The 13,628-nt window shown below is 45.0% G+C and carries 10 protein-coding genes and 2 pseudogenes; 6 read left to right on the top strand and 6 right to left on the bottom strand.

Going from position 1 to position 13,628, the window contains the following annotated elements:
• The first annotated feature begins 8 nt into the window (after positions 1 to 8).
• The 5 genes from LPH68_RS17630 (at position 9) to LPH68_RS17610 (ending at position 7,607) form a co-directional block, all read left to right on the top strand.
• Positions 9 to 248 (top strand): DUF1858 domain-containing protein, encoded by a 240-nt coding sequence (locus LPH68_RS17630; RefSeq protein ID WP_196044877.1) that lies wholly within the window; start codon positions 9 to 11, stop codon positions 246 to 248.
• A gap of 76 nt (positions 249 to 324) precedes the next feature.
• Positions 325 to 2,670 carry a TonB-dependent receptor gene (locus tag LPH68_RS17625; RefSeq protein WP_196044876.1) on the top strand — a complete coding sequence of 782 codons (2,346 nt, stop codon included), beginning with the start codon at positions 325 to 327 and terminating at the stop codon, positions 2,668 to 2,670.
• 41 nt (positions 2,671 to 2,711) lie between these two features.
• Complete coding sequence (locus tag LPH68_RS17620; protein ID WP_196044875.1) at positions 2,712 to 3,908, top strand: hypothetical protein; 1,197 nt, start codon at positions 2,712 to 2,714, stop codon at positions 3,906 to 3,908.
• Positions 3,909 to 4,018: 110 nt separating this feature from the next.
• Positions 4,019 to 5,767, top strand: coding sequence for an ABC transporter ATP-binding protein (locus LPH68_RS17615; protein ID WP_196044874.1), 1,749 nt, complete (start codon positions 4,019 to 4,021; stop codon positions 5,765 to 5,767).
• Between the two features lie 22 nt (positions 5,768 to 5,789).
• Positions 5,790 to 7,607 carry an ABC transporter ATP-binding protein gene (locus LPH68_RS17610; RefSeq protein WP_048695745.1) on the top strand — a complete coding sequence of 606 codons (1,818 nt, stop codon included), beginning with the start codon at positions 5,790 to 5,792 and terminating at the stop codon, positions 7,605 to 7,607.
• Positions 7,608 to 8,379: 772 nt separating this feature from the next.
• Here LPH68_RS17610 and LPH68_RS17605 read toward each other — a convergent pair.
• The 6 genes and pseudogenes from LPH68_RS17605 to LPH68_RS17580 all read right to left on the bottom strand — a co-directional run.
• Positions 8,380 to 8,813: pseudogene (locus tag LPH68_RS17605) on the bottom strand (transposase); the annotation flags it as partial.
• 35 nt (positions 8,814 to 8,848) lie between these two features.
• Positions 8,849 to 9,397, bottom strand: coding sequence for a group II intron maturase-specific domain-containing protein (locus LPH68_RS17600; protein WP_230297040.1), 549 nt, complete (start codon positions 9,395 to 9,397; stop codon positions 8,849 to 8,851).
• A gap of 3 nt (positions 9,398 to 9,400) precedes the next feature.
• A pseudogene (locus LPH68_RS17595) lies at positions 9,401 to 9,616 on the bottom strand (DDE transposase); the annotation flags it as partial.
• Positions 9,617 to 10,077: 461 nt separating this feature from the next.
• Positions 10,078 to 10,788, bottom strand: a complete 711-nt coding sequence (locus LPH68_RS17590) for a pirin family protein (protein ID WP_218049527.1) — start codon at positions 10,786 to 10,788, stop codon at positions 10,078 to 10,080.
• Between the two features lie 52 nt (positions 10,789 to 10,840).
• Positions 10,841 to 11,077, bottom strand: coding sequence for a GNAT family N-acetyltransferase (locus LPH68_RS17585; RefSeq protein WP_226776872.1), 237 nt, complete (start codon positions 11,075 to 11,077; stop codon positions 10,841 to 10,843).
• A 119-nt stretch (positions 11,078 to 11,196) separates the two neighbouring features.
• Positions 11,197 to 11,802, bottom strand: a complete 606-nt coding sequence (locus tag LPH68_RS17580; RefSeq protein WP_121972073.1) for a nitroreductase family protein — start codon at positions 11,800 to 11,802, stop codon at positions 11,197 to 11,199.
• Between the two features lie 140 nt (positions 11,803 to 11,942).
• On the opposite strand from LPH68_RS17580, the gene LPH68_RS17575 reads away from it, so the two are divergent.
• A complete protein-coding gene (locus tag LPH68_RS17575) occupies positions 11,943 to 12,866 on the top strand; it encodes a helix-turn-helix domain-containing protein (protein ID WP_217733744.1) in 924 nt (307 codons plus the stop codon).
• Positions 12,867 to 13,628: the final 762 nt, after the last annotated feature.

The raw sequence follows: 13,628 nt of genomic DNA, 5'->3' as shown, positions 1-13,628 counted from the left end.
TATCTTCAATGACGATAAACAAAGATACACCTATACACCGTATTTTGGCTGCTTATCCGCAGCTGATACATCGGTTGGTAAAACGAGACCATTGGTATGCTTATCTGAATAATTCACCGTCGACCTGCGCATCGGATAAACGCACCACCGTCGAGAACATTGCCTTTCTAGCGGGAGATGACACAGACGCACTCTTGACTTTTCTCAAAGAAGAGATCGAACGCAACGATATTCAGTTCAGGTATTGATAACGACTGAAAAATCATCTTTAACACCCCCTCCCGAAAAAGGTACAAAAAGAGATAATTGTTATATAAATAAACAATGGTACAGAAAATTCTATTTTATCTATTGGCACCGATACTTATGAGCATCAGTGTATCGGCTCAAACAGGGCGAGGACGAATCGCGGGCGTGGTCATTGACAACACAGGCGAAGATCCACTGCCTGGAGCAACCATCTTTATTGAGGAACTGAAAAAGGGCAGCGTAGCCGACAAAAAAGGCGAGTTCTCTTTTTCAGGCGTTCCTTTCGGTACTTATACATTAACCGTAAAGTTTATGGGTTACCAAACGGCTATCCTAAAACATACTGTGGCAAAGGAGAGTGCACAGAAAACCATTATCAGCCTGAAAGCCGAAGCCAAGAAGTTGGACGAAGTAACGATAAGGGCTAAAAGTAAAGCACGTAGACTCAAAGATTCTTCTATGCCAGTATCAGTCATTGCAATGGACGAAGAGAAAGGGGTCGTGTCAAGTGTGGATGACATCCTTTCACGCATGGCAGGAATTACCTTGAGGTCATCCGGCGGAATGGGAAGTGTATCAAGGCTTTCGGTAAGAGGGCTTGAAGGCAAGCGTATCGGCGTATTTATTGATGAAATGCCTATGAACGATAACAACGATTTTATCAACCTAAACGACATTCCCACAGACATGATAGACCGGATAGAGATTTACAAGGGCATTGTACCGGCAAAACTTGGAGGTTCAGCAGTAGGAGGAGCGGTCAACATTGTCCTCAAAGAATATCCAGCCAAGTATCTAGATGTGGGCTACAGTATCAAGTCGTTCAATACACACCAATTCAATACCGTGTTCAAAAGAAACGATCAGAAGAGTGGATTGGAGTATGGTTTGGGGGCGGTGCTCTCACATTCCGATAACAGCTACACAATGGAATCGCCATTCCGTAAAGGGCAGATGATCCGTCGCGACCACGATCGCTTTAACAAAGTGATGGTGGGAGGAAGTATCAAGTCGAAAAAATGGTGGTTTGACGAAGTAAAGTTAGAACCTGCCTTTACCAAATCATCACAGCAGATACAGGGCATTGAGTACAACATACAAGAGGCTCGAAATTTTTCTGAAGCATACATCTTTGGAGCAAAATTGGAGAAGAGGGATTTCCTTTTTCCTCGCTTGTCATTCGAAGCCAATACGCAGTATTCTTATACTTTGTTTCGTTTTGTAGATAAAGCACCTCATAGCTATAATTGGGACGGTACGACATCTAATCCGGTTAGCGATTTTGGAGGAGAGATAAAACCCTATCCCAGTGATTTGCATAGCGGTAAACACACCGTGTTGCAGAAAATAAATTTGGATTACCCCATAGGTATCGGACATAGCCTAAACCTGAACGTTGTATATAACTACACCAAGGGATTGCCCAAAGACCCCTTACGTGACAAGGCTATGGGATATCAAACGAGATTCAATAGCGACATGCACAGCTTGGTAGCAGGTGCTACCCATGAATGGACATCAAGCAACAATAAGTGGATGAACGCACTGTCGGGTAAATTCTACTATTACCACATGAAAACAACAACAGCGGATATGCTGGGGGCAGGCAGAAGAAAAAGAATAGATTTAAGCAAGACAGATTTCGGATTGAGCGATGCCTTTCGCTATGCTATAATCCCTGAATTTCTAATCAAAGCGTCCTTGGCGTACGACGTGAGAGTCCCTTCCGATTTAGAACTGTTGGGCAACGGATTTCTTGTTGTACCGTCTCCTGACCTCAAGCCGGAAAGAAACATGAATCTCAATGTCGGATTCTTTGCGGAAACGTTCAACCGAAAAGACAACCGCTTTCAGGTAGAGATGAATTTTTTTGCCATGTACCTCAAGGACATGATACGTCTCACGGGCGGAGCATTGCAATCACGTTATCAAAACTTCGGAGAGATGCGCACTTTAGGCGTTGATTTGGAGGTCAAGTGGGATGCCACAAATTTCCTCTACCTCTACGGTAATGGAACCTTTCAGGATCTGCGGGATACGCGTAAACATGAGGCGTCGTCATCTGCTCCCAACCCTACTAAAGGAAATCGTATGCCCAACATTCCTTACTTGTTTGCCAATGTGGGATTAGAACTTCACCGAGAGAATCTCTTCGGGGGTAAAGGTCAAGAAAGTCGCCTATATACAGAAGGGGCGTACATCGAAGAGTATTTTTACGATTTTGAGCAAAGCATTTATCAAGAACGTCGTATCCCCCGCTCCTTTACGCTGAACCTTGGATTGGAACATAGCTTCCTGACAAAAAAAGTCATTCTTGGAGTGCAAGTAAACAATGTAACTAACAGCAAGCTCCTTTCGGAGCTTAACCGTCCGCTACCCGGACGAAGTTTCCTGGCTAAAATTCGTTATATACTGAAATAGCATTATAAATAAAGATGTATTAATCATTAAAAAGAGAAAGTATGAGAAAAAGTATTTATTCCGTGTTGTTACTGGTACTGAGTTTCACCTCTTGCCAAAAAGAAAATCCCGAACCTGCCTTGCCGGTCTCGGACAACTTAATCATTACGGCATTGCCCAATCCCGGAGGAGAAACAGGCGTCTATTACATGCAAATGATAGGCGACCTGCTCCCCTCTTCTTACGACAATAAGAAGGCTATTCCAACCCCATTCATGGCGGGTCCCTGCTTACATGGCGATGACGTGTATGTAATGCCCGGTTGGGACTCTCAACAAGAAGTTGTGAAATACACCCGAACAAAAGATGGCAGATTGCAAAAGCAAGGGGCGTTACCCATCCCTCCAAAGAGTGGGGCTTCAGTGGTCACTGTACAAAGTTCGGAAAAGGCTTATATGTCGCTGGCTCATATCGGGAAAATCATGATTTTCAATCCATCCACAATGGCTAAAACCGGAGAGATTGACATTACGGAGTACGGTGTAAGCGACAAGAATCCAAACCCCGCGGCGATGATCATCAGGGATGGATTGCTCTTTGTAGGGCTTAGGCAAACTGGCAGTGGCTACTATCCGAAGCATCACCAAGCAGATATGCTACTCATCGATACCAAGACCGATAAAGTGGTAAAGTTGATCAGTCAGAAGGAAGCAGGCTTTTCCGATATTACTCGTGCCGTTGACCAACGTTCCATCTTCATGGATGAGAAAGGCGACATCTATGTCAACTGCTATGGAGGATATGGTGCAGAAGGTCATAAGGCAGGAATCCTTCGTATAAAGAAAGGCGAAACAGAGTTTGACCGAAGTTATGCCTTAGACCCATCCTCCGTGAAGGCTGAAGGTGTAAGTGAAGCAATCGAAGCGTTCCATTGGTTGCAATATGCAGGCAATGGTAAAATGTATGCCATAGCCAATGTTCCAGCTTATGCTTCATCCTCAGATTGGGTGAGTAGCCGTTCGGCAATTGCGGTGGAGGTTGATTTGTATCAAAAGACCATTCGCAAGCTTGACTTGCCTCGAACTTCTGTATGGGGATCGGTAGGATTACATCAGAACACAATCGTATTCGGATTGGACACTGACAAAGATCAGGGTTTCTATCTGTATAATCTCGCCACCAAAGAAGCGAGCAAGGAAGCTGTTGTAAAAACTGCTGGAAAGCCGATACTATACCGACATTTCGGAGAGAAATATTGAGTTCTTCAGAGGTCATTATAACAAAAGTGTGTTGAGGGCAAAGCCGGAAGCTAAACATCGGTTTGGGCTTTGCCCTCTTCTTTTTCACTTCTTACTCAAATAACATTTTTATGAACGCTCTCTCTCAAATACTCAATTCCGCCACGATGGGGCACCCCCGTCGCTTGCGTCCGCTGATAGGCTGGACGATTGCGGAGTACTTTTTCCGTGGCGCACCGTACGGGGCAATGCTGCTCGTGGTGTGGGAGGTATTCAAACCTCTGCAAGATCCCGGCATGTCGATAAACCTCGTGAACATCGGTTGGGCGTGCTTGTTGCTCTTCATCTCTCTTATCTGCCTTTGGTTAATTGCCAAGAAAGCCTACCTCGTAGCCTATCGCGACGGTTACGAAATATGTTGTAACGGCCGTTTGGCTGTGGTCGATCACTTGCGCCGCCTGCCGATGAGTTTCTTCAACAGTCGTGATCCCGGCGACATCGGGGCATACATTGTCAGCGACTACAACAATGTGGAAATGCTTACCACTCACCTTATCGGTCAGTTCTTTGGCGGGCTGGCGATGCCCATCGTTGCTTTGGTGTCGCTCTTGTTCTTCAACTGGCAATTGGCTTTGGCAGCAGCAGCTGTCATTCCATTGGCATACCCTATGATGTTGCTTACCAATCGTTTTGTGGCAACCTTGGGCAAGAGGCATCAAAAAATAAAGACCAATGCCGCTTCGCGCATGATCGAGTATATACAAGGTATCCGCCTGATTAAGGCTTTCAACCTGAGCGGCAATAAGTTTGAACGCTTGGAACGAGCTTTCCGTGATCTCAAGCGGGAGAGCATCCGTTTGGAAGCGGCTCCCGCACCCAGCATCACGCTGGCTTCCACTCTACTCAATGGCGGCCTGGTTCTTATTATGCTACTTGGCTTCTCAATGTTGTTAAATGCTAAAGTCTCCATGCCCGTGTACATCATGTTCCTGCTGGCAGGGTCGGCTATCTATGCCCCACTCATCAACGCCTTGACCTTTATCGCCCTCATCAACTACATGAAGCTGGGAGCCGAACGCATTGATGCTCTTTGTAAAACGCCCGTACTTCCGGAGGGTATAATAGAAAATGTTGTCAACTCGGAGATAGAGTTCCGTCACGTCAGCTTCGGCTATAATGCCGACACTCCCGTACTTCGGGATGTATCGCTTACCATTCCCGAAAAGGAACTGACCGCTTTTGTGGGGCCATCGGGTTCGGGAAAAACGACATTGACACGACTCATTGCCCGTTTCTGGGATGTAAGCGAGGGGGAAATCCTATTTGGCGGACGAAACATCAAAGACTACACCGTGCATACACTGATGCAACAAGTTTCCATCGTCTTTCAGGATGTGCATCTCTTCAATGATACCATTTATAACAACATCCGCGTGGGACGTGAGACAGCTACCCGCGAAGAGATAGAAGCTGCCGCACGCAAGGCGCAATGCCACAACTTCATCACCGCCATGCCCGACGGCTACGAAACGATGGTGGGCGAAGGAGGCAGCACACTATCCGGTGGAGAGAAACAGCGTATCTCTATTGCCCGTGCTATTTTGAAAGATGCACCCATCGTATTGCTCGACGAGGCAACTGCTTCGCTCGATCCCGAAAACGAGGTTCACATCCAAGATGCTATCAACGACTTGGTGAAAGAAAAGACTGTAGTCATCATTGCTCATCGCTTGGGCACAGTGATAGGTGCTAATAATATTGTAGTGATAGACCAAGGACGGGTGGTGCAGCAAGGCAAGCATCAAGCTCTTTTGGCAGAGGAAGGACTGTATCGCAATCTTTGGGAGGAACAACAGCGGGTAAAAGGATGGAAGTTCTAACAATCGAATAAACAGTAAGGCTATGGATACAAATAAACGTAAGACCGGGCTGGCACGGTTGATAGAAATTGCCGGCACTAAACGTCGGCTACTCATCGGAGCGATGTTGCTGGCAGTTATTACCGCCATCATGCAGTTTGTGCCGATCATAGCGGTGTACAATATTCTCATCGAGTTGGCTGAGCATGCGCTTGATCCCTCATTAATTGACAAGGCATACATCTGGCAGTGGGGGTATATTGCCTTGGGAGCTTTCTTCGCTTTCGGAGTGCTCACGTTTGCTTCCCTCATGCTCTCGCACATTGCCGCTTTCAACATTCTGTATGAAATACGAATGCAACTAGCACAAAAAATGGTTCGTTTGCCCTTGGGGTTCTTTTCCCGCCGGGCTTCGGGAGAACTGAAGAAGATAATGGGCGACGACGTGGAGCGTATCGAACTGTTTATTGCCCACCATATCCCAGACATCGTAACTGCCGTACTTTTTCCGCTGATTCTCGTCAGCTATATGTTTGCCGTAGACTGGCGGTTGGCTATCGTAGTATTGGCTGTGCTGGCGGTGGCATTCTATGTGATGGGAAGAATGTACACCGGCAAAAAAATCCGGGAGGTTTCCGGGCGATACGTGGAGACCTTAGGTAGAATGAATGCCAGTATTGTGGAATATATTCGTGGTATTCAGGTGGTGAAGACCTTCACCGAATCGACTAATGCCTATCGCAAACTCAATGACGACATCAAGGAGTACCGCAAATTTGCCAATGAGGTAAACGTACAATACCAACCCACATATGTAGGTTTCCTTACCATACTCTCTTCGGCACTACTTTTCATCATTCCCGTGGCGGTATGGCTACTGGTGAGAAGTGCTTCGTATACGGCTTTCGTGCCGGTGATACTGATGTTCCTGCTTTTTGGGGTGACGATCTTCTTTCCTGTGCTCAAGCTCTTGTGGATAGGCGGTTTCCTGAACCAGAATAATATGGGTATACAGAAGATAGACGATATTCTTTACATGGATGAAATCGAAGAGCCTGCCGTTCCCCGGCAACCCCGAGACGCTTCGGTGGAGTTTCGCGACGTCTCCTTCGCGTATGACAGCACGCCGGTTCTCAAAGCAGTCTCTTTCATAGCTCATCCCGGCACGGTAACAGCATTGGTCGGTCCTTCGGGGGCAGGCAAAAGTACCGTTGCCATGCTTGCCGCCCGATTCTGGGATATTCAAGAAGGAGAAATACTGGTCGGAGGAGTACCTGTCAAAGAAATTTCCATTCCGGTATTGATGGACAACGTGGCTTTTGTTTTTCAGGACAATACGCTCTTTTTCGATACCATCGAAGAGAATATCCGCATGGGCAATCAAGAGGCAACCTTTGAAGAGGTGACACGGGCTGCTGAAGCAGCACAATGCCATACGTTTATAGAAGCCTTGCCCGATGGTTACCAGACGTTGGTGGGCGAAGGGGGTACATATCTCTCAGGTGGTGAGGCGCAACGTATCGCCTTGGCTCGTGCCATCTTGAAAGATGCGCCTATAATTCTGCTGGATGAAGCCACCGCTTTTGCCGATCCTGAAAACGAAGGCAAGATATTGGACGCCTTTTCTCATTTGACAAAAGGTAAAACGGTACTGGTCATCGCCCACCGTTTGGGTACAGTCACCAATGCCGACCGCATCCTGTACATGGATAAAGGAGTGATAGCCGAAGCGGGTACACACGAGGAGTTGCTCGCCCTTGGGGCGCGGTACGCACAAATGTGGAAAACGTATAACCGGACCAAAGAATGGACGATCGGGGGAAAGAAACAGATGAAAACTCATGCCCATAGAAAACAATGACCGCGATGAAAAGACTGTATCTTCTTCAAAATTGATGGTAAATTTCTTACCTCGTTTTCAAGTCGGTAATTATCCTTTTTTTTACTTACTTTAATAAGAAAAAACAAGCGCTGACCGAACTAGATAAACAACTAGAGGAAAACTTGCCACCAAGTTTGAAGAAGAACCGAAGTCTTGTGCAGATTACTCGTTTCGAAAGAATTGCATCAATACAATCTTCTACAGAACAACGCAAGGCATCAATAGCTGACATTATTGATGAGGTTATCAGTTTTTCCAATTCGGGAAAGAATCTTGAAAAAACTTCCGAACGCCGGGTATATTCGCTTTCACATCCATGCGCAGTTTGGAGGAGACGGTAAAGCAAGCCGAACTTGAAAAGAGAGAGTTTTGCACTCACGGGGACCAACGGGCAGCCTGACAGCAAAGTCATACATCCTCCCCAAAGTCATACATCCTCCCCGTCGTGTAACCTCCCCAATTCCCGCCTGAGCGGCATTGTGTTTGCCCTCCTCCCTTGATGTTATTCGTGAAGGTTCCTGAAAACAGGAGATGTTCTGTATCACCATGAAGATTTTAGCGGGCAGGTAATTAGGGATATTCAGTAAATGTCTTTAAACAGTAAGATGGCATATGAAGATGACTTGCTAATATCATCTCATATGCCATTTTTATTATCTATTTTTTCTCTCTGACCTAAAATCTTCTCCTTTTGGGCACGATGTTCCGGAAGAAGCCTGAGACTTCTTTTAATAGATTCTTTATACTTATACTATGCAGCTTTCTTCTGTCTGTTTTTGATTTTATCAATCATCAATATGGCATTTGCCGTATGTATTCCAAAGAAAATCCACAGGATTTCTGTTTTCCTGTTCCGTGCTTTGATTTTCGATAGTGAGTAATGCTGTTTTTGCGTACCGAAACTGCCTTCAAGCCTGGTGGCTCTTTCCCTGGAGAGTTCACTCCTGAGAACCTTCCTCACCGCCTCGTCCTTTGCAGCTCTTCCCTTACGTACAAAGGAGGTTGATATCCCATATTTTGTACAGACTTCCTGCCCCGATTATTGGCGTATATGGAATCGGCGGCCACACATCTTACCCTCACATTTATCAGTTTCTGATGCATACGGATACAATCCTTCAGACGTATGCCCTCATTGAATACCTTGAAAGAGATGTGCTCGATAAACGAGATTCCGTCTATCGGGTAGGTCGGCTCAAAACTTGTTTTACCAAGCCGGCTCATAGCAGCCTCCATTCGTTTGGGTTGATAAATTTACAGCATTCTTCGTGAACAAGGTAACTTATCCGCTTATTATTTACTATCCGATGTGTTTTTATCCACTGGGTAGAGGTAGTTATCGGTTCTCCGCAGACTTTGCATCTCCGCATTTGCTTTTCCCACAAATTGCGTATGGCGTATTGACCGTTGAAATGTTCCAAGAGGTTTCTCGTGTGCCGTTTGTCAAAATAAGTTTTCCATTGCACGTCATACGGGTTGGATTCACCCACTATCAGCACGTGGTCTGTCTTAGGGACATCGCATACGCTTTTCAAGGCAAAGAGCATTTTCTCTCCGTTCTTTTTCAGCCATACGCCGAACCTCCAGTGGTTCTTGCCTAATGTGTGATAGTATTTACGGGATACCCAAGTCTTGCATTTGTTCGGGTGTCTCCTGTCTGCCCACCTGCGTATTTTCTTGTACAACAGATAGTCCATTTTAACTTTGACCTTTCCGCATGAACAGCTTTTATAGTAGTTGCTCCACCCCTGTATGATGGGGTTCAGCATTCTGATAAGGGCTATCTTCGCGGAAGGACTGAAACTGTTCCTGCGACCCAAGCGGGATTGTGAAAGGCCTACCTCTTTGGCTATACTCTCGAACGGAAACACAGAATGAAGACTGTCAAGTTCACTCGCATGAAAACTCTTACGATATTTTTCCAGAATATCGAATTCTGTAAACCCTAAAGTAGGGTGAATTTCTGAAATATTTTGTATCTTCGCCATATCTTAGGGTGGATATTTCCCCCGTTTTGGCTGTCAAACCGTATTTTAGGGGGAATACCTAAAGATACAAAAAAGCCAACTAACTCGCAATACTTTTAGTATGAATTAGTTGGCTAATTTTATAGGATTTAATGAATATCCCTAATTATGGTCCATTTCCCGAATACACGAGCCGTTAACGTGTATGCCACTTTCCGCGGTTCCAAAAACGGAACTGCAGTTTTTTGTTGAGGGGGGCTGGCGTCCTTGACGCACCGACAAGTACTGCAACTGTCCGCCAAGTAGGCTGTTTGTTTTTTTACACCCCGTCTTCATGTTTACAAAAGTCCGGCATATAACCATATTTCCAGTTTCCGTTTATTCATTTGCCACTTGAACCCAACAGTGTAAAAATAACATTCGACAAGGAGCCCTGTGTCTGTCCCTTGTCAAATGCACTATGGTATTTATGTTTCCGTGATTTATTCTACGGGGACTTCGATGGCCAAGACGCTTGAACCGGAAACGGACCTGATCTGAGTTTCCTCCACTTCCCACACCCCGATGCCATCGCGACGAGAAAGTGGAACATCCTGTACATTGATGCTGCCTTCCAGCACAAAAATATACACTCCGGTATTTTTTTTATTTAGCCGGTATGTTATCTCCTGCCCGGCATCGAAGGTTCCCATGGAAAACCAGGCATCCTGCAACAGGTGCGCCGGTGTTTCCCCGCCTTCCGGGGAGATAAACGTGCATAATTCATTATGTTTCAAAAAGGGACGGATATCATAATTGTGATATTTGGGCTCCGTGTTCCTTACCCCAGGAACTACCCATATCTGCAGGAACTTCAAGATCTCGGTCATACTCCCGTTATACTCGCTGTGGAACATGCCGGATCCCGTACTCATGACCTGAATCTCCCCGGGAGTTATGGTACGTTCGTTTTTCACGTTGTCCCCGTGCCGCAAATACCCTTGCAGGGGAATAGAGACAACCTCCATGTTGTTATGCGGATGCATGCCAAAACCTTTACCGGGAGCAACCGTGTCATCATTCAACACGCGCAACGCGCCAAACTGCATCCGCCCGGGATTATAATAATCGGCAAAACTAAACGTGTGATACGTTTTCAACCACCCATGATCAAAATAACCTCTCGTTTCTGCTTTATCAACAATATACTTCATATTTTCAATTTTTAAATTCTCAATTAATGAATTCGATCTATTTTACAACAAATCAGTTTACCCGGAAACCTTCCGGCAGAAGCCGTTTCCATCCCGGATACTTTTGTATACACATGACAACAAACGTGCATAAAGAAACCAACCGCCGGCTCTGTCGCCCGACATTTGCCAGAACCTTTTCAACAAGCCGGTAGCCGATTCTACGCCTTTTCAAATCCGGCGGGACTTCGGTACGCGTCAAATACACGACTCCGTTTGAAGATTTTATGTATCCTATTTTTTGCCACATGCCTGCCGGTATGAAATTTATACTGGCGAGTGTAGCTGTTATCGACTAACTTATAATCTTCTTCCATTCATCTCTTGTCTTCCGGTAAAAAACAAACATGTTTTTCTTGTCATTAGCATTTAATCAAACACGATCAAGCGGTCATCAAGAGGGGTAAACTCCTTGTTCCCGGGCTGTTGCAGGGGAGAGCCGAAAGGCATCTGCGCGATCAACTCCCAATCCGGATTTATTTTCCACTCTTTCCTCACCTCTTTATCTATCAATGGATTGTAATGCTGCAAGGAAGCCCCGAAACCGGCGTCCTCCAACATGGTCCAAATGACCAGTTGATGCATGGCCGATGTCTGTTGGGACCAAACAGGGAAACTTTCCTTGTATGTCGGGAAAGATGCCTGCAACTTCTTCACGACTGCCGTATCCTCAAAGAAAAGAACAGTACCGTAACCGGCGGCAAAACTCGTGTCGATTTTCGCTTCCGTCCTAGTAAAATCTTCCGCAGAACGCGCCATTTTTCTTAAAATCTCTTTCGTGATCATCCACAATTTTTTATGATGTTCTCCCAGCAACAACACGACCCTGGTGGATTGAGAATTGAAAGCGGACGGAACGTGAAGCAATCCGAACTCAAGAATCTCTCTTATTGCCTCGTCCGATACAGGTGAAGAATTTGTCAGGTGATAATAACTTCTCCGGTACTTCAATGTTTCTTTAAAATTCATTTGCATAATAACAATAATTAATTTAACAAGGTTGATGTATTTTTTTTCAAAGATACGGAATGGCGGCCTGTTTTATCAAGTATATTACAAACCAAAATTTGTCAAAAACAAAACTAAAGCTATATTTGCAAACAAAAAACGCCAACATGTCTCATCGAACTATGAACCTCATCGAACATTTTGCCCGGTCAAAAGACAAGTGCATTTTGACCGACTCTCTTTTTTACGATACAATCATGTATTCCGGTTTCTCAAAAGAACTCGTGTGCGAGAACGCTTTCTTTTTTCTAATGGTCACAAGCGGGAAAGCGAAAGTCTACACCCGGCACACGCGGGATTACACGTGTCATATCGGAAAAAATGATTTGCTTGTTATTCCTGCATCCATGACGGCCACATTTCAACAATTGAGTGAAGATTACGCCATGCACTGCCTCGTGTTTACTCCCCCGTTTTTCTACAGCTTGCCTTCCAGCCAATTCCTGTACGGGAAATTGTGTGAGTTTGTCACAAGGTATTCATTCGCGTCCATACATTTGAAAAATGATGCCGGCACCTATTTTAAAAAGACCTTTTCACTATTTCGGGGATACCGTACAGGAGAACTCTTGCACCAGGAAGGAATTTACGGTCATTTATGTAATTTTTTTATTTTAAATGTGGGAGACGTTTTTTTTTCCTCCCTCGAAGACGCCTCACCCGCCATATCCAACAAAAGCTGGATATACTACAAGTTCAAGGAGCTGTTGTTTGAGCATTACCGCCGCCAACACAAGATACGTTTTTACGCGGAACGCCTGTCCGTCTCTGGCATTTACCTGTCGAGAATTGTCAAAGAAGAGACGGGTGAGACTATACATGGACATATCACAAGATTACTCTACGTGGAAGCTAAAAAAATGCTCTCCTGTTCAAAAAACGACATCCAGAAAATAACCGATGCCCTCGGTTTTACAGACCAGGCGTCCTTCAGCAAGTTTTTCAAGCGATTCGCCGGAGTTTCTCCCACGGAATACAGAAACAACATAAAAAACAATAAGAACTCCTGTTTAGAAAAATATCCTAAGTAGAGATTTCAGCAAATATCAAAGAGTTTTTTTGAGATCCAGAATATTCATAAACAATCATTCATGGTTAAATAGCAAAGACACTAAAAGATAAAAAAGTGATATATAAAACTCAAGGCTGACCGGCATATTAAAGGCCGGTCAGTCATTGTATTCGAAAGGTGGGGATATAACCACTACAACATCCATCGTCGGGACGTTCATTCTCATTCATGCAGACATCCGTCCCACCTTCCAAGGTCCGATGCTTTCCGGCAAAAGGAAAAAGCGCCACCCTTGCCTGACAAGGACTTACCTGACCTTAGCTACCCTGAATCTTTGTGTCCATATTTATCCTTTTTAATTTTATATATGTAATATCTTGCAGATAAAAAGCCAATAGAAACCCTTTTTTCGGAATCACTCCAAGCACGGGAGCGTATGGCAGCCTTCTTGGCAAGACCTTTAAAACTATAAGACAAGCTATCCATAAATATATCCATTATACCAGAGTACTATTACCATTCATAATATAAATAATTTATGCAAACTTATTATACCAGGTGCACAGATTTGAATAATATCTGAAACAGGTTTTCATTATTTACTTACCACAAATTAGGGCTTCTGATAAATCCTGTACGGAATACTCAACTGCTGCCTGTACCCTCCAATCCCGAATGTAGTCGTGACCTCCTCTACGAGATACACGCCGTTCTTGGACGGGTTACGGAAATCGATCAGTTCCACCTGTACGGCAGGAGACAGCCCGAAATCCCCGAATAT

This window comes from Bacteroides sp. 1_1_30, assembly GCF_020982715.1.
Lineage (GTDB): Bacteria > Bacteroidota > Bacteroidia > Bacteroidales > Bacteroidaceae > Bacteroides > Bacteroides xylanisolvens.
Note: the sequence above shows the minus strand (reverse complement) of the source record. Positions and strands in the feature narration are given on the sequence as shown.